Source organism: Fibrobacter sp. (genome assembly GCF_045601785.1).
Taxonomy (GTDB): domain Bacteria; phylum Fibrobacterota; class Fibrobacteria; order Fibrobacterales; family Fibrobacteraceae; genus Fibrobacter.
This window is the reverse complement of sequence record NZ_JAZSAF010000086.1, coordinates 134,067-149,651: the sequence shown is the minus strand read 5'-3', so window position 1 is coordinate 149,651 and position 15,585 is coordinate 134,067. Positions and strand designations below refer to the sequence as shown.

The following is a 15,585-nucleotide window of genomic DNA, read 5'->3' as shown; positions in this document are numbered from 1 at the left end:
TTTCATAATATTCCACCTAAAAAAACCTAGCCAAATTTAGAAATATTGGCTCCGTTGTATTGTTCAGGCGTAGTGAAAGTGGGTACAATTTCGTGCAGGGCCTGCACAGCCAAGGCTTCGTCATTCTTCTGGGCACTCGTTTTAAGCTTCCAGAGCTGCTTGATAAAGCGGTCGCTGTCGATTTCGAGCTGCTTTCCAATGAAAATCAGCTTATTGCGGGTCTTTTCGAGCCCTTCTTCGTTCATCAGGAGCTCTTCGCGAATTTTCTCGCCGGGCCGAAGTCCGGTAAACTTAATTTCGACATCGGTATAGGGCACCTTTCCGTACATACGGATCAGGTTTTCGGCCAAGGTCACAATCTTCACCGGCTGACCCATATCGAGAACAAAGATTTCGCCACCCTTCGCGATGCTTGCCGCTTCCATCACCAGGCTCACCGCTTCGGGGATGGTCATAAAGTAGCGGATAATGTCGGGATGCGTCACCGTCACGGGCTTGCCCTGCTCAATCTGCTTTTTGAACAAAGGAATAACGCTCCCGTTGCTGCCGAGCACGTTCCCAAAGCGGGTACAGACAAATTCTGTGGTGCTCGCCTTCTGTTGCGCCAGATACTGCACAATCATTTCGCAGCAGCGCTTGGAGGCGCCCATCACGTTCGTCGGGTTCACCGCCTTGTCGGTAGAGATCATCACGAACTTTTTCACCTTGTTGAACAGCGAAAGGAACGCGACATTGAAGGTGCCCGCCACATTGTTCTTGATAGCCTCCATGGGACTGCCTTCCATCAGGGGCACATGCTTATGGGCCGCCGCATGGAACACCACGTCGGGCTTGTATTTTTTGAAGATAGCGTTCATGCGCTGGTAGTCGCGCACGCTTGCGATGAGCGTCACCAGGTTCAGCGAATTGCCGTATTCCATCACCATTTCTTGCTGGATTTCGTAGGCATTGTTTTCGTAGATGTCGACTATGATCAGCTGCTTGGGGTCGTACTTTGCAATCTGGCGCACCAGTTCCGAGCCAATAGAGCCGCCGCCACCTGTCACCAGGCAAACCTTCCCTTCGATGAACCCGCGGATGTCCTTGTTGTCGAACGTGACAGGTTCTCGCCCCAGAAGGTCTTCGACCTTGATGTCGCGAATGATGCTCGCATAGCTCACCCCCTGCTCGGCGTAAAGGGAATCGCCCAGGGCAGAACCGATGAACGGCAGAACCTTCACGGGGAGTCCCGTCTTGTTGCAGATGTTCAGAATGACGCTACGGTCCTTGGGCGGGCAGCTCGGAATGGCAAATATGATCTGCTCCACGGCCTCGGCCTTTGCAATCTTTTCGATTTCGCTGGTGCCACCCGCCACCAGGACACCGCAGAACATGCGGCCAATCTTGCTGTGGTCATCGTCTATCACGCAGACGGGCAGAATCTTGGTGCGCGACGGGGACTCTTCGCCCTCTTTGTCGGAACCCAGCCCGCGGTTCGCGATTTCGGTCAGGAGCAGCTTGCTTGCACGGCCCGCCCCGATGATCATGGTGCGCTTGAACGCGGCATCTTTGCGGCCCGTATCGACAAGAACCACGAAGGCGTCCTTGATCAGGTATCTAAAGGCACATATACCGCCAACGGTCAAGGCGCAGGTCAGCGCCGAAAAGCGGCAATACACGGTATGGGTAAAAATATAGTACAGGATATCTGCCAAGACATAGCCCACGACCACGCCCTTGATGCAGCCCAGATAGTCTTTGCGGTCAAAGTAGCGCCAAAGCCTGTTGTAGGCCCCAAAGAACAGAAGGCTCGCAAAGCAGCAGACTACACATGTAGACAAAAAGGCGAACAGGTCGGGGCGACCTATGCGCGTCGCATACGCCGGTATCGGGAAGTTTGCCAGCAGTCCCGCGACAACAACGATGAAGGCATCCGAAAGCGCAAGCAGACGCTTGCGAAGCCTAAAATTTGTGAATAAGCTCCGAATTTTTTCCATACAACCATACCAACCACTTTTCCCAATATAACATTTTTTTTACAAAGCGGCAGTTTCTTTTCTCTTATTTTGGCTACTTTTGCGTGCATTTGCGGCCATTTTCGGCGAAAAAGTGTCTAATTTACTATATTTGAACCGTATTTTTAACCCGGCCCGATACTTTGGGCAATTCAAAAGGAAAAAACAATGGCTGACAATCTGTCCGTCCTCGGCAAGGCCCGCAAGGCCTACCAGCCGAAACTCCCCGCCGCTCTCCGTGACGGCGCTCTCAAGGTCTCCCTCAACAAGGGTAAGGCAACCGAATCCGTGCGCGACCAGGCCAAGATCAAGGCTCTGTTCCCGAACACCTACGGTGCACCGTACATTTCCATGAAGAAGGCTACCAAGGCAGCTGCCGGTAAGGCTTTGAACGTGGGCGTGGTGCTCTCCGGTGGCCAGGCTCCTGGTGGACACAACGTGATTGCAGGTATCTTCGACGGTATCAAGAGCATCAGCAAGAATTCCAAGCTCCTCGGCTTCCTCGGCGGTCCGTCCGGCCTCGAAAACGGCAAGTTCATCGTGATCAACGAAAAGATCATGGACTCCTACCGCAACACCGGTGGATTCGACATCATCCAGTCCGGCCGTACCAAGCTCGAAACTGAAGAACAGTTCAAGAAGTGCATGGCCGTTGCCAAGGCCCAGAAGCTCGACGCTATCGTGATCATCGGTGGTGACGACTCCAACACCAACGCTGCCGTTCTCGGTGAATACTTCCAGGCCAACGGCGCAAGCTGCGTGGTTTGCGGCTGCCCCAAAACCATCGACGGCGACCTCAAGAACGAATACATCGAAACCTCCTTCGGTTTCGACACTGCCGTCAAGACCTACTCCGAACTCATCGGCAACATCATGCGCGATGCCAACTCCGCTCAGAAGTACTGGCACTTCATCAAGCTCATGGGCCGCAGCGCTTCTCACATTGCTCTTGAAGCCGCTCTCCAGACCCACCCGAACATCTGCTTGATTTCTGAAGAAGTCAAGGCCAAGAAGATGAAGCTCAAGCAGGTCATCAAGTACGTTGCAGACATCGTCGCTGCCCGTGCCGCTGACGGCAAGAACTTCGGCGTCTGCCTGATTCCGGAAGGCCTCCTCGAATTCATCCCGGATGTTGGCGTGCTCATCTCCGAACTCTCTGAAGCCCTCGCTCACCACGAAAAGGAAGTCGAAGGCCTCGACACCGCCGCTAAGGTTGAAAAGCTCTGCAACTGGATTTCCAAGGCTTCTGCCGAAGTTCTCAAGAGCCTCCCCTCCACCACTCAGGGCCAGCTGATGCTCGACCGCGACAGCCACGGCAACGTGCAGGTTTCCCTCATCGAAACCGAAAAGCTCGTCATCGAAATGGTCAAGAAGGAACTCAAGAGCCGGAAGTCCTTCAAGGGCAAGTTCTCCGCCCTCAACCACTTCTTCGGTTACGAAGGCCGCTGCGCCGCTCCGTCGAACTTCGACGCCGACTACTGCTACAGCCTCGGTTACACCGCTTCTGTGCTCGCCTTCAACAAGATGAACGGCTACATGAGCTCTGTGCGTGACCTTACGAAGGGCATCGAAAAGTGGACTGCCGGTGGCATTCCTATCACCATGATGATGAACATCGAACGTCGTCACGGTGCCGACAAGCCGGTTATCCAGAAGGCTCTCGTGGAACTCGACGGTGCTCCGTTCAAGTTCTTCGCCAAGAACCGCGAAGTTTGGGCCAAGACTGAATCCTACACCTATCCGGGTCCGATCCAGTACTGGGGTCCCAGCGAAGTCTGCGATGTCACGAACTTCACGATCAAGCTGGAACGCGGCGCATTGAAGGTTAAGTAATTATCCGCATTGTCATCCCGGCCTTGACAAGAATGTCATCCCGGCCTTGAGCCGGGATCACCTTTTACAAGATCCCTCGCATTTTCGCGAGGGATTTTTTTATGTTTATAAAAAAGGAGCTACACTATGGCCTGTGCAAATTGTAAAATCCGTGCCCAATACGACAAGAACCCCAAGTCCCTCATCGGGCGTTTTTGGCGGTTCCACATCAACTTCTGCCCCGGTTGGCGCTCTTACTTGAAGAGCCTTTCCGAAGAGGAACGCATCGCAATCAAGGAAAAGTACAACTTGAGGTAAAAGAAAAATGGCGGACTTTTGCCCGCCACTTCTAACTTTCTACAGCCAACTGCAAACTACTTCTGCCCTTCGCTTGTACTCAAGAGATACGCGTTGATGAACGGCTTGATTTTGCCGTCGAGAACGCCCGCGGTATCCGAAGTTTCCACACCGGTGCGCAAGTCCTTGACCAGCTGGTAAGGCTGCAGCACGTAGCTACGGATCTGGCTACCCCATTCGACCTTTTTCTTTTCGGCCATGCGGGCATCGCGCTTGGCTTCTTCTTCCAGGCGGTAGTGCTCGGCGACCATGGTCTTGAGCATCTTGTAGCAGGTTTCGCGGTTCTGGATCTGGCTGCGTTCGGTCTGGCAGCTCGCCATAATGCCCGTGGGCAAGTGCGTCATACGCACGGCGGAGTCCGTCTTGTTGATGTACTGGCCACCGGCACCGCTACTGCGGTAAGTATCCACACGCACATCGGCCATATCCAAATCGAATTCGATGTCTTCGTGTTCGGGGTACAAGTACACGGCGGTAAAGCTCGTGTGACGGCGGGCGTTCGCATCGAACGGACTGATGCGCACCAGGCGGTGCACGCCGATTTCGGAACGGAGGAGCCCATAAGCGTTTTCGCAAGTGACTTCGATGGTCGCACTCTTGAGGCCCGCGTCTTCCGCTTCCTGGAAGTCCACCACCTTGAAGTCCATGTTTTCGCGTTCAAAGAAATGCGTGTACATGCGGAAGAGCATCAGCGCCCAGTCCTGCGACTCGGTGCCACCTGCGCCCGGATGAATTGACAGCAAGCAACTGCAAGCGTCATCGGGGCCGTTCAGCATCTTCTTGAATTCCATCGCCTCGATTTTCGATTTGAGTTCAGCGATGTCGGAATCGATCGATGCCGTCAGGTCGGCGGATTCTTCCGCCTTGCTCATTTCATAAAGTTCGGCGAGGTCATCGCAACTCTGCGAGACTTCTTTCCACGAGTCCAACAGGGCGCGCAGATTACCGATCTTTTTCATCATGGACTGCGCCTTGTCCTGGTCATTCCACAGGTTTGGGTCGGCGGAGTCCTTTTCCAAAACGTAAAGTTCTTCGGTCTTGGCTTCTAAGTCAAAGATACCCCCAGAGCTTGTCGATGCGCGCACGCAAGTCGATCAGCCCGGTGTGAGTCGTCTGAAAAGCCATTACTTGCCGCCGATTGCCTGAGGAGGAGTGTACTTCGGATCGAGATACTGCACCTTGTAGACCTTTCCGAGGCCGTCGAGGTAAGCCTTGAGCTGGGCCTGGCGGTCCTGTTCGGCCTGCACACGCAGAATGTAGTCGATCTGGTGCTTGTAGCTTTCGTACTTGCCGTCGTTCTTTTCGGTCAGCATGAAGATGGCGATGCCGTCCTTATCGGTGTAAGGTTCGGTAATCTCGCCCACCTTGATCTTGTTCACGGCCTTCACGAAGGCATCACCCTTGGTTTTGGCCACGAACTTCGTCATGACGCCACCCGTCTTCTTGGCGGTCTGGTCGTCGCTGTACAAGGCAGCGAGCTGGGCAAAGGTCGCCTTCTTGGAGCGCACCTGGGCGGCAAGGCCCTGAAGCATCACCTTGGCGTCTTCGATTTCCTGCTTGGACTTGCCCTTGGTGTTGATCACGATGCGGGCACCGCTGATGGAATCGTTGATCTGGGCCTTACCCTTGTTGAGTTCCCAGAAAGCTTCCTTCTGCTTTTCGGTCGGGTCCTTCGGGTAAGGAACCTTCTGTTCGAGAATGGCTTCGCTCTTCAGCTGGTCCTCGATCTTTTCACGGAACTGGGCCATGGTGGTATTGGACTTCTTGAGTTCCTTCTGGAAGGCGTCTTCGCTCGGGAACTGGGACTTGAAGAGTGCGGTCAGGCTGTCGACCTTGCCCTTGGAGACCTTGATGCCCATTTTCTTGGCTTCGAGCTTGATGAGTTCCTGGCCAACCAGGTTGTCGATCACGGCATAACGCAGCTGGGTCATGGTCTTGTCGTCAATCTTCTTGCCACGGAGCTGCTGTTCGCCGAGCATCTTGGCAAGGCTATCAATCTTGCCAGCAGAAATGCCCGTCTTTTCGACGCGGATCACGTCCAGGCTCTTGGAGTTCAACAACTGAGCAGAAGCGATACCAGCGGCCAGAGCGACCGTCAGAATACCGCGAGAAACAAATTTAAAAGAACGCATTTTTATTCCTTTTTAAAATTTTCCGGAGTAAATATAGAAAAAATGACAGTTTTAAGTCTTATGGGGAAAGAATTCACGCACGCCAAAGGTTTAAAAACTAAAAAAAGAGATGCATTGGAAATAAAATGAGGCGACCTTCCGGCCGCCCGTTCTTATTTAAAGCCTATCCACACACTTTTCTACATAAAACGTATCATCAACCGATATGCATCTGTAGTAGAGATCGAAATATTCACAATGATTGTAAAAAGGGTTATCCCCTTCTTCAATTTTTCTAATCAACCATTCATCTGCAATATACGGACTCGAAGCATTTATATTCTCAGCAGAAAAAGGCATATTATTAAAGGTACGTACAGACAAGGCATCTTCTATCTTATCATCTGCATTATAAGTTTCATAAACTTGATAATTTATATAACGTTCCTTAAAACATTGCATGCCCTCTGTAGAAGAACCATCCTTGCTACAACTAACAAGAATAAGCAGATTTAAAGCAACCTGCAATGCAACAAGCTTATTCCAAACATTCATACTTTGAACTCGTCGAATTTTTTTGCGAAATATAACAAAGATAACAAAGCAAATATCTTTTTACGCCGGGAAATGCCCACAAAAGCCCCAATTCTGCGTGTATATATAAGGATAGGGACAGTTTCTATTCGCCCAACGGAGGTTCATCCGTTAAAACCGCTATATACACACGAATCAATTGGAAAAATAAAAAAAAGTCCTTAAACAACTCAATATTGTTCAAAAGGAAATATTTGCTATTGACAAGGAATTCGCTTGTATATATATTATATATACCACATATATGATTTTCGAATGGGACGAAAACAAAGAAGATGCCATGAAGAAGAACTACGATTTCAGCAATGCAGTCAAAAACCCGTATGCAAAAAAATTGAAGAAGACAATTTGTATAAACATCAGTGAATCGGTTCTCGCTTATTTCAAGGAACTGGCGGAAAAAACAAACATTCCATACCAGACATTAATCAATATGTTCCTTGAACAAGCAAAGGCTGATAAAATGGAACCTAAATTTGTTTCGAAGCCCACTCGTAAAAAACAAGTGGCTTAATAATTTTAAATGCGGTCAATTTTGACCGCATTTTTTGGAATGACTGCTACGACGTCCGTTTCTTCGTCGCCGTTTGGAACTCATTCAGCAAACATCTTTTTACACCAAAATTTGCCCACAAACGCCCCAAATTAGCGTGTATATATATGAATAGGGACACTCTCTATTCGCCCGCGAAAGGCTTTTTCGCAAAAAAATTATGCATATATCGCAATTGATGTTATTGACTTTAGAATGATATATATGTATATTATAGATACAAATGTACGGTTTGACGAGGAAAAGGCTCTAAGAGTTTCGCAAAACAATCTTTCTTAAAACGGCTTTTCCAAGCAGAGTTTATCAGCGGAGGTATGAAAATGGAAATCTCAGATTCAAAGTATGAACCGATAGACGACGAAGAACGTTCGCTGATGGAAGCTATTGAGCGCGGCGACACAAAGCCAGTCCCGAAAGAAGAACTGGAAGCAATCAAAGCCTCGATCAAGGGAACTGCGCACAACATCACGATTCGTATGAACGACGACGACATCGAGGGCATGAAGGCAAAAGCTTCTCGCCTTGGAATAAACTATCAAACTTTAATAAAAACGCTTGTACACCGCTACCTGACAGGCGGAATTACAATCAACGAAACATTCTAATTCATACAAAAGGCGGTCATTGACCGCCTTTGCTTTTTTACAGTTCTGTTGCGAATTCGCTCATGGGCTTGCGCACGGGGTGTCTCGGCGAAGGGCCGCCTTCGGCGGGGTCGGCATAGCCCACATCCAAGAAGCAAGCGAGCTTGAGGTTTGCCGGGAAGTCGAAGGCGCGTTCGATTTCAGAGGCGTTGAAGCCACGGGCCCACAAGGTCGCAAGGCCCAAATCGGTGGCCTGCATCATCATCGAGGTCGTCACGATGCTTGAATCCATGTCGCCACTTACAAAATCGTCGTGGTAGGTCACGGGAGAATAGCACTTGTCCTTGTCGTAGCAGACCATGAGCACCACGGGGGCGTTGTAGGCCATGCGGGTAATACCGCGGAGCTTGGCAAGGGCAGCCTCCGACTTGAGCACCTTCACGGTTACCGGCTGGCCATTCACGGCTGTCGGAGAAAGGCGGCCCGCTTCGAGCACGAGGGAGATTTTTTCGGGTTCCACAGCCTTGTCGCTGAATTTGCGGCAGCTGTAACGATTTTGAGCGAGTTTAATGAATTCCATAGCATAATTTTAGCATTTTATCCGATTTTTTTTCTATTTCCTCATTTTCAGTGTAGATTAATAACGATATCCGCCCCAAAAGCGGCTCCAAAGGAGTCTTTTATGGAAACGTACAGCATTCCCGGATTCTGGTACGCTGTTCCGGCAGCGTCAATCCTTGCCCTTGTAGCGGCATTCCTGTTTTTCAAATCCATGATGAAAATGGACGAAGGGACTCCGCGCATGATAGAGATTGCGGGTTATGTCCGCGAAGGGGCTCTCGCCTACCTCAAGCGCCAATACAGAACCGTTTCGGTCGTATTCGCCATTTTGTTCCTCATTTTCGTGGTTCTCGCATTCCTCGGAATCCAGAACCCCTTCGTTCCGGTCGCATTCCTCACCGGCGGTTTCTTTAGCGGACTCTGCGGATTTTTAGGCATGAAAACGGCAACGCAGGCAAGTTCCAGAACGGCCGCCGGCGCAAGCAAGAGCCTGAACCAGGGGCTTGTCACGGCATTCCGTTCCGGCGCGGTCATGGGCCTCATTGTCGTCGGTTTCGGCCTGCTTGACATTTCCATTTGGTTCTACCTTCTGAACTTCATCTACGACCATAATATTTTCGGCATGGGAGCCACCCTGGCAAGCAAGATTTCGATGGAATTTTCGGACAGCCTGATTACGAATTCCGCCTTCGGGCACGCCAAGATGGCCGAGGTGACAACCACCATGCTGACCTTTGGCATGGGCGCCTCGCTGCAGGCGCTCTTTGCCCGCGTTGGCGGGGGTATCTACACGAAGGCGGCCGACGTCGGTGCAGACTTGGTCGGTAAAGTCGAAGCGGGAATTCCCGAAGACGATCCGCGTAACCCCGCCACCATCGCCGACAACGTCGGCGATAACGTCGGAGACGTTGCGGGCATGGGCGCAGACCTCTACGAATCCTACTGCGGTTCCATCTTGGCGACAGCGGCCCTCGGCGCGGCCCTTCCCGGCATGAGTATGCACCATGTCATCGCCCCGATGCTTGTCGCAGCCATAGGTATCGTTCTATCGATTGTCGGCATTTTCATGGTGCGTACCAAAGATGACGCCAATACCAAGTCCCTCTTGCACTCCCTTCTCGTCGGAACGCTCGGATCTTCGATTCTCATTCTCCTCGCGCTCCTCGTCTTTGTCAAGTTGGGACTCATTTCGTGGGGCATTTTCGGATCTGTCGTCGCAGGCCTTGCCGCTGGCGTCATCATAGGACAGTTTACCGAGTTCTATACCTCCGACGCCTACAAGCCCACCCGCGCTATCGCTTCGCGCACGCAGATGGGCCCCGCCACGACCATCATCGAAGGCATCTCGGTCGGCATGTACTCCACCGCCCTCCCGGTAATCACTATCGTTCTCGGCATTCTCGCCTCCTTCGGTTTTGCGGGCGGTTTCGAAAACATTTCGCAAGGGCTTTACGGAGTCGGTTTCGCGGCCGTCGGGATGCTTTCGACCCTCGGCATCACGCTTTCGACAGACGCCTTCGGGCCCATTGCCGACAATGCGGGCGGTAACGCCGAAATGGCAGAACTCCCCAAGAAAGTCCGCGAACGTACCGACGAACTCGACATGCTCGGCAACACAACCGCCGCGACTGGCAAGGGTTTCGCCATCGGTTCTGCCGCGTTAACCGCCATGGCACTCCTCGCCTCGTATGTCGAAGAAATCAAGCTCTGGCTCGGCAAATTCGCCCACGACGGCGCATTCGAATTCGGCAACGTCACCTTCTTCAGCAGTTCTACCGCGCTCACCTCTGGAGCAGCGGCCAGCAACACGCACTGGCAAATTCTAGAAGGCGGCATCAAGGCCATCGCAAACGACGGTTCGCTCGCAGCGCTTTCTATCGCAGACGCTTCGTTCAGCGATTTCATGAACGCATTCAACCTGAACCTGATGAACCCCATGCTTCTTGGCGGCCTCTTTATCGGCTGCATGATGGCCTTCGTCTTCTGCGCCATGACCATCAAGGCGGTCGGCCGCGCAGCCTCTTCCATGGTCAAGGAAGTCCGCCGCCAGTTCAAGGAAATTCCAGGAATCATGGAAGGCACAGGCAAGCCAGACTACGCCAAATGCGTTGAAATTTCGACTCACGGAGCGCAGCGCGAAATGCTCCTGCCCTCGCTCCTCGCTGTCATTGTTCCGGTTGTCGTAGGCCTATTCATGGGTATCGCAGGCGTCTTCGGCCTGCTCGCCGGTGGGCTCGCTTGCGGATTCTCGCTCGCCTGCATGCTCAACAACGCAGGCGGCGCCTGGGATAACGCCAAGAAATATATCGAAAAAGGCAACTTCGGCGGAAAAGGTTCCGATTGTCACAAGGCAGGTGTCGTCGGCGATACTGTAGGCGATCCATTCAAGGATACCGCAGGCCCCTCGCTGAACATCTTGATTAAATTGATGACGATGGTGAGTCTCGTTTTCGCAGGCGTCATCGTCGCGGTCGGCGGACTCTAGCCAAACGAATTCAAGCTTTATAGCACATAAAGCGCAAGTACGACAATTATTCCGGCAAAAAGCAAGAAAACGGGCAACAGCAGCAAAAGGCAAAGCAGACCAATTTTCAGGTCATAAAAGAACATGCACCAGCGACCGCGCTTGGTTTTGCATGTTTCTGCGCGGCAATCCGGACAGATATTTCCGACCTTGTTGCGGACGCGGATAGCAAGGTTGCTTTCTAGCGGGGACATCCCCACCTTGTCGTTAAATTCCTTGCTGCAAACGGAGCACTTACACTGCATAGCTGAACCGGCCTGTTATTCCTTGATGTGTCCGCACTTGTCGCAGGTGAGCTTGTAGCTGTTATCGGGATCAACGACCATCACACCGTCGCATTCCGGCACTTCGCACGGGAGCTCCCCCGGCATGACTTCGCGGTAAGTTTCTTTTTCCGCCATCGCTTATTCTCCGATTTCCTTGAGGTAACGGGACAAGGCATCTTGCCAGGTCGGGAGCGGTTTGAATCCGTTTGCAACGAGCTTGCTCTTGTCTAGGCGACTATTGAACGGACGAGCCGCCTTGCTTAAGCCATACTCGGCGGTGGTCACCGGAACCACCTTGGTCGCAAGCCCCGCCTGCTTGTAGATTTCGCATGTAAAATCGTACCAGCTGATGTATCCGCCTTCATTCGTGGCATGATAGTAGCCGTACTTTTCCGTTTCGTTCATGTCGATGAGCAGGCGCGAAAGGTCGAGCGTGTAAGTCGGCGTGCCAATCTGGTCGTTCACCACGCGCACCGTGTCGTGGGTCTTGCCCACATTGAGCATGGTCTTGATAAAGTTCTTGCCGTTCAGGCCGAATACCCAGGCGATTCGCACAATAAAATATTTCTCAAGCGTATTAGCGACAGCGAGTTCGCCTTCGAGTTTGGTCTGACCGTAAACATTCAGAGGCTTGTAATCCTTGCAGTCAGGTTTCCACGGTTCCGTCCCCTGGCCATCGAACACGTAATCCGTGCTGATGTAGGTCATCTTACAGCCCAGGTGATGGCAGGCATCGGCGATATTCTGCGTGCCGCCCGCATTCACCATGCGGACCTTCGCCACATTCGCATCGTCTTCGGCCATGTCGACCGCAGTCCATGCAGCGCAGTGAATCACGGCGTCGGGCCTGATTTCAGAAAGCACCTTGTCGACTGCGGCGCTATCGGTAATGTCGAGCTGCACATAGGGCATCGTCGTCACGGCAGAACCATCGGCTACCCCGCTGTAGGCAGGCGCCATGTCGGAACCCACGCCCGTATGCCCGCGCTTTGCAAGTTCATTCATTACATCGTGGCCCAGCTGGCCACCTACACCTGTCACAAAGAATTTCATATCACGAACCTCAATATAAATATAGCATTAATGAAAAATTGCCAAGCTACAGTTCCCCGTGGCGGCGCATCTTGCGGATATTGAGCGGAAGCACCTGGTTATGCCACTTGATCCATTCGTCGTAATAAATATACTGCCGTTCGCGCACCCGGAAATTACGACCATGAACGATGCGGCGTCCGTTACGCACTTCCACAGGAATGGCAATATGCAGGCATTCGTGGTACACCACGCCCGCTACAGCGTATTCGGGACAATTAGCGGCATCGTAACCCTTGCTGATACTTATCAGATGGAATTCTTCGCCGGTTACCGGATCCTTCCGCAAGGAATGAAAACTTAAGCCCCCGACGCGGTTGCTCCATGTAATTCTACAAGTTAATTTGTCTTCAAAATAGGTATTGTTGATTGCGGCAAGGACATCGTTTAGGTTGTGGTACTTGCCCTGCGGACGGATTGGCGGAAGACGCCCCTTGCTTGAAAGGGATTCTTCTCCTCGGTCTGCAAGAATCTGCTCTACAAGGGTCCAAAAGCGACTCACCAGGTCCTTGATAATGGCCTTGTTCTTTGCGGTCTTTCTGCGAATCGCATGTTCCGCCCATTCGGCAGCGAGTTCACGCGCTTCGGCAAACTCGGCATCCTTCATATAGGCCGGCAAAATCACCTCGGGGTGCCCAAAGAGCACGCCTCCCTTGCAGCGGATGCTCTTCTTGAGTTGCGTATTGTATTTGAAATGCACCAGGCCATTCCGAGATACGCTACTTGGAACCTTGGGCTTAGCCGGTTCCTCGGGAGCATTACCAAAAAGGTCTAGCTGCAAACCAAACAGATTCATACCGCAACGCCACCCATCAGGCCTTCGAAACGGTTCACCGCCAAAAGGCCGCCAAAATAGCTTTCGGGGAGTTCCAAAAGCGAATAATGCTCCGAAATTCCATACACGGCATCTTCTATGGCATCGGGCAGGTAAACGATGTAGGAATCGTTTTCGGGAGTCTGCAAATACTCCGGTGAACAGAATTTCGGATCGGTCTCACTAAAATACATACGGCAAGACACTGGGCGCAGCGGATACACCGTGCAATCCCCCTTCGGGTCAGAAAATGGGCAAGGGTTCCATGCGCTAAAGTAGTCGTGAAGGGCCTTGTCCTCCGCTTCGTCGTCGACATCCATTTTGCTCGATGAATCGCCATCTTCCAGTTTCGCCTCGGCCTCTACCCTGCGGCTTTCGAAAAGCTTGCTAAAGAGCGACGAACGCACCTGGCAGGCTTCCATAATATGGAGCAAGTCATTCCGCCCCCTTAGGTCGCCATATAATGTCAGGAGTTCAAAAGGTTCCACCGACATCGGATAATGGTGGCAGCAATTGCCGCAAGCGGGCCTACACTGGATTGGCCTGGGCTGCTGAGGCAAAACGGCTTCTAGGTACTCCGAGAAAAGGCGATGGTACTCCCTTGTAAAATCACGAATCAAGGGCAGCTGCTCAACCAGGTTGTCGGGCCCTATCGCACATTCGCGGCCTAAGCTTTCAGCAACGGCATCCAGCCTATCGCGTTCCTTGCCCAAAAGCGAAGAAAGCCGCATCTCGGCCACCCGAAATGCCTTTGTCGGAAAATATTCACGATAGGCGGTCATGCTATAAAGATAGATATTTTTGACAAAATACGAAAAAAAGGGAGAAAAAGCTAAAAAAAACGATAAATATCACAAAATCCGCAAAAAAAACAGAATGAAAATCATTTTTTGTAAGAATAAAGTTATCTTTTTAAACAAATGGGAATAGTGTAATGAAAAACGTACTTAAATCCAAATTTTTGTGGGTGGCAGCCTTGGCAATCAGCCTTGGTATCGCCGGTTGTAACATTTTCAACCCCACCGAGAGCGTCAACATCAAAAATGACGATGCCGACGCCCTTACCTACGAAGGCTACATCAAGTTCCGCAACAACGAGTATACCGAAGCGGCCTACTATTTCAGAAAAGCAATCGAAGCCGACGAATCCCACTCCGAGGCTTGGCTTGGGCTTATCAAGGCTAAATTGAACGAAGAAAAGCTGAACGCGTTCAACCTGCTTAAATACGCCAACGCAAAGCGCGACGGCGCTCTGCCACTGCTGGATATGCCCGAAGACGAAGCAAACGAGCTGAAGAACGCGATCGACTCCGTTTTCTATTACGCAAACGCATTCAAGACCCTGGACGAACAACAGAAACTCGATGGCGTCGTTTCGATGAAAACCAAGAGCGTCTTGGACGGATACATGGTGCTCCAGTTGCTCAACACCATGCTTGTCATGCGCAAGACTTCGATGGGCATGGAAGGCTGCCAGGGAAGCGCCGAATATGTCAAGGAACACTGCGACATCGGAGCCATTCTCAACGGAGCCAAGAACAATTCAAAGGAAGTTGTGGAATCCTTCAACGAAATCTTTGTCACCTGTCAAGAAAACCCGGCCAGCATGAGCGAATGGGCCGGCATGCTGGTAAAGGAGTGGGGTGAAGTGGACAATGTCTTAACCGACAACGCCCAGTCAGACGCATTCAAGTACATGTGCCAATCCCTTGCCGAAGAAACCAAGGATACCGACGATCCCGCCAAGCTTTCCAAGACGATGAATGTTCTTTCGAGCCAGATGAGCTTTAGTGACATGATCGACGATGACGGCGATGGATGCATCGATGAAGAAATCTATGATGGCGAAGACAACGATGGCGACGGCGAAGTCGACGAAGACTTGCGCGACAAGACAAATGAAATCACCTACGACAATGTTCGCATTTCGCAGAACGTCATGAATAAGAAAACAGCCATTAAAGACCTGAGAGTCATTGCAGAAGCAAGGCCCAATGGCAAATACACGAAGCTCGACATCGACATGAACGGAAAAACCTACGACGACGAAGACTACACGATCGAATGGGATTTCATCTACAACAAATATGACGACCGCGTAAAACATAGCGACCACCGCTTCAAGTTCGCAAAGGACCTGGTCTTTAACCCGCAAGGTTACGAGCTGGATTATTACATCAACCTGAAGCGCCTCGTCGCAGAGGACTCCAATAAAGACGCCCCTGCATACAACCTTGACTTCCGTAAGGAGCATATTGGCGGATGCTGGGTCAACTACAGCGAAAAAGATTTTGAAAAGTGGTTCGAGGGGAGACATTAGACC

General features: G+C 51.5%; 16 protein-coding genes. 6 read left to right on the top strand and 10 right to left on the bottom strand.

The annotated features are described in order from the left end of the window. Positions 1–26: 26 nt before the first annotated feature. On the bottom strand, positions 27–1,976 hold the full coding sequence (locus tag ACKI61_RS14630; protein ID WP_407458395.1) for a polysaccharide biosynthesis protein: 1,950 nt from the start codon (positions 1,974–1,976) through the stop codon (positions 27–29). 186 nt (positions 1,977–2,162) lie between these two features. Between ACKI61_RS14630 and ACKI61_RS14625 the strand changes: the two genes are divergently transcribed. Both ACKI61_RS14625 and ACKI61_RS14620 read left to right on the top strand, forming a co-directional pair. Next, on the top strand, positions 2,163–3,827 hold the full coding sequence (locus ACKI61_RS14625) for a diphosphate--fructose-6-phosphate 1-phosphotransferase (RefSeq protein ID WP_407458394.1): 1,665 nt from the start codon (positions 2,163–2,165) through the stop codon (positions 3,825–3,827). A gap of 126 nt (positions 3,828–3,953) precedes the next feature. Further along, complete coding sequence (locus ACKI61_RS14620; protein ID WP_407458393.1) at positions 3,954–4,124, top strand: hypothetical protein; 171 nt, start codon at positions 3,954–3,956, stop codon at positions 4,122–4,124. Positions 4,125–4,180: 56 nt separating this feature from the next. On the opposite strand, the gene prfB is transcribed toward ACKI61_RS14620, so the two are convergent. The 3 genes from prfB to ACKI61_RS14605 all read right to left on the bottom strand — a co-directional run bounded on the left by prfB (position 4,181) and on the right by ACKI61_RS14605 (position 6,829). Next, positions 4,181–5,288 (bottom strand): peptide chain release factor 2 gene (gene prfB, locus ACKI61_RS14615; RefSeq protein WP_407458392.1). Its coding sequence is split into 2 segments (ribosomal slippage): positions 4,181–5,215 and positions 5,217–5,288, totalling 1,107 coding nucleotides; the frame shifts between segments, so codons are not numbered across the junction. Then, positions 5,288–6,295 carry a peptidylprolyl isomerase gene (locus ACKI61_RS14610; RefSeq protein WP_407458391.1) on the bottom strand — a complete coding sequence of 336 codons (1,008 nt, stop codon included), beginning with the start codon at positions 6,293–6,295 and terminating at the stop codon, positions 5,288–5,290. Before ACKI61_RS14610 ends, prfB begins: the two co-directional genes overlap by 1 nt. Before the next feature lie 156 nt (positions 6,296–6,451). Beyond that, on the bottom strand, positions 6,452–6,829 hold the full coding sequence (locus ACKI61_RS14605; protein WP_407458390.1) for a hypothetical protein: 378 nt from the start codon (positions 6,827–6,829) through the stop codon (positions 6,452–6,454). Positions 6,830–7,112: 283 nt separating this feature from the next. On the opposite strand from ACKI61_RS14605, the gene ACKI61_RS14600 reads away from it, so the two are divergent. Together ACKI61_RS14600 and ACKI61_RS14595 are read left to right on the top strand one after the other, a co-directional pair. Next, positions 7,113–7,382 carry a CopG family antitoxin gene (locus tag ACKI61_RS14600; protein WP_349291490.1) on the top strand — a complete coding sequence of 90 codons (270 nt, stop codon included), beginning with the start codon at positions 7,113–7,115 and terminating at the stop codon, positions 7,380–7,382. A gap of 353 nt (positions 7,383–7,735) precedes the next feature. Then, entirely contained in the window at positions 7,736–8,026 is a 291-nt protein-coding gene (locus tag ACKI61_RS14595; RefSeq protein WP_407458389.1) for a hypothetical protein, read from the top strand. Between the two features lie 37 nt (positions 8,027–8,063). Here ACKI61_RS14595 and ACKI61_RS14590 read toward each other — a convergent pair whose 3' ends face one another. Continuing rightward, positions 8,064–8,585, bottom strand: a complete 522-nt coding sequence (locus ACKI61_RS14590; RefSeq protein WP_407458388.1) for a nitroreductase family protein — start codon at positions 8,583–8,585, stop codon at positions 8,064–8,066. A gap of 102 nt (positions 8,586–8,687) precedes the next feature. Between ACKI61_RS14590 and ACKI61_RS14585 the strand changes: the two genes are divergently transcribed. Then, positions 8,688–11,051 (top strand): sodium-translocating pyrophosphatase, encoded by a 2,364-nt coding sequence (locus ACKI61_RS14585; protein WP_407458387.1) that lies wholly within the window; start codon positions 8,688–8,690, stop codon positions 11,049–11,051. Positions 11,052–11,068: 17 nt separating this feature from the next. Here ACKI61_RS14585 and ACKI61_RS14580 read toward each other — a convergent pair whose 3' ends face one another. Genes ACKI61_RS14580 through ACKI61_RS14560 form a run of 5 tightly spaced genes read right to left on the bottom strand, consistent with a single transcriptional unit; the run spans position 11,069 to position 14,044 of the window. Beyond that, a complete protein-coding gene (locus ACKI61_RS14580; protein WP_407458386.1) occupies positions 11,069–11,335 on the bottom strand; it encodes a hypothetical protein in 267 nt (88 codons plus the stop codon). Between the two features lie 15 nt (positions 11,336–11,350). Further along, positions 11,351–11,491 (bottom strand): hypothetical protein, encoded by a 141-nt coding sequence (locus tag ACKI61_RS14575; protein ID WP_158212913.1) that lies wholly within the window; start codon positions 11,489–11,491, stop codon positions 11,351–11,353. Between the two features lie 3 nt (positions 11,492–11,494). Continuing rightward, the gene (gene rfbD, locus ACKI61_RS14570; protein ID WP_407458385.1) at positions 11,495–12,409 is read right to left on the bottom strand and encodes a dTDP-4-dehydrorhamnose reductase; all 915 of its coding nucleotides are present in this window, start codon (positions 12,407–12,409) and stop codon (positions 11,495–11,497) included. A 46-nt stretch (positions 12,410–12,455) separates the two neighbouring features. Continuing rightward, on the bottom strand, positions 12,456–13,244 hold the full coding sequence (locus tag ACKI61_RS14565) for a hypothetical protein (protein WP_407458384.1): 789 nt from the start codon (positions 13,242–13,244) through the stop codon (positions 12,456–12,458). Next, entirely contained in the window at positions 13,241–14,044 is an 804-nt protein-coding gene (locus tag ACKI61_RS14560; protein WP_407458383.1) for a YkgJ family cysteine cluster protein, read from the bottom strand. Before ACKI61_RS14560 ends, ACKI61_RS14565 begins: the two co-directional genes overlap by 4 nt. Before the next feature lie 152 nt (positions 14,045–14,196). Between ACKI61_RS14560 and ACKI61_RS14555 the strand changes: the two genes are divergently transcribed. Beyond that, positions 14,197–15,582, top strand: coding sequence for a tetratricopeptide repeat protein (locus ACKI61_RS14555; protein WP_407458382.1), 1,386 nt, complete (start codon positions 14,197–14,199; stop codon positions 15,580–15,582). The last annotated feature ends 3 nt before the right edge of the window (positions 15,583–15,585 follow it).

Bases quoted from the DNA above. Each gene is read 5' to 3' on its own strand.
- ACKI61_RS14560 (WP_407458383.1), bottom strand. From the start codon at position 14,044: ATGACCGCCTATCGTGAATATTTTCCGACAAAGGCATTTCGGGTGGCC.
- ACKI61_RS14605 (WP_407458390.1), bottom strand. From the start codon at position 6,829: ATGAATGTTTGGAATAAGCTTGTTGCATTGCAGGTTGCTTTAAATCTG.
- ACKI61_RS14600 (WP_349291490.1), top strand. From the start codon at position 7,113: ATGATTTTCGAATGGGACGAAAACAAAGAAGATGCCATGAAGAAGAAC.
- ACKI61_RS14585 (WP_407458387.1), top strand. From the start codon at position 8,688: ATGGAAACGTACAGCATTCCCGGATTCTGGTACGCTGTTCCGGCAGCG.
- ACKI61_RS14595 (WP_407458389.1), top strand. From the start codon at position 7,736: ATGAAAATGGAAATCTCAGATTCAAAGTATGAACCGATAGACGACGAA.
- rfbD (WP_407458385.1), bottom strand. From the start codon at position 12,409: ATGAAATTCTTTGTGACAGGTGTAGGTGGCCAGCTGGGCCACGATGTA.
- ACKI61_RS14630 (WP_407458395.1), bottom strand. From the start codon at position 1,976: ATGGAAAAAATTCGGAGCTTATTCACAAATTTTAGGCTTCGCAAGCGT.
- ACKI61_RS14625 (WP_407458394.1), top strand. From the start codon at position 2,163: ATGGCTGACAATCTGTCCGTCCTCGGCAAGGCCCGCAAGGCCTACCAG.
- ACKI61_RS14575 (WP_158212913.1), bottom strand. From the start codon at position 11,491: ATGGCGGAAAAAGAAACTTACCGCGAAGTCATGCCGGGGGAGCTCCCG.
- ACKI61_RS14555 (WP_407458382.1), top strand. From the start codon at position 14,197: ATGAAAAACGTACTTAAATCCAAATTTTTGTGGGTGGCAGCCTTGGCA.
- ACKI61_RS14590 (WP_407458388.1), bottom strand. From the start codon at position 8,585: ATGGAATTCATTAAACTCGCTCAAAATCGTTACAGCTGCCGCAAATTC.
- ACKI61_RS14620 (WP_407458393.1), top strand. From the start codon at position 3,954: ATGGCCTGTGCAAATTGTAAAATCCGTGCCCAATACGACAAGAACCCC.
- ACKI61_RS14610 (WP_407458391.1), bottom strand. From the start codon at position 6,295: ATGCGTTCTTTTAAATTTGTTTCTCGCGGTATTCTGACGGTCGCTCTG.
- ACKI61_RS14580 (WP_407458386.1), bottom strand. From the start codon at position 11,335: ATGCAGTGTAAGTGCTCCGTTTGCAGCAAGGAATTTAACGACAAGGTG.
- ACKI61_RS14565 (WP_407458384.1), bottom strand. From the start codon at position 13,244: ATGAATCTGTTTGGTTTGCAGCTAGACCTTTTTGGTAATGCTCCCGAG.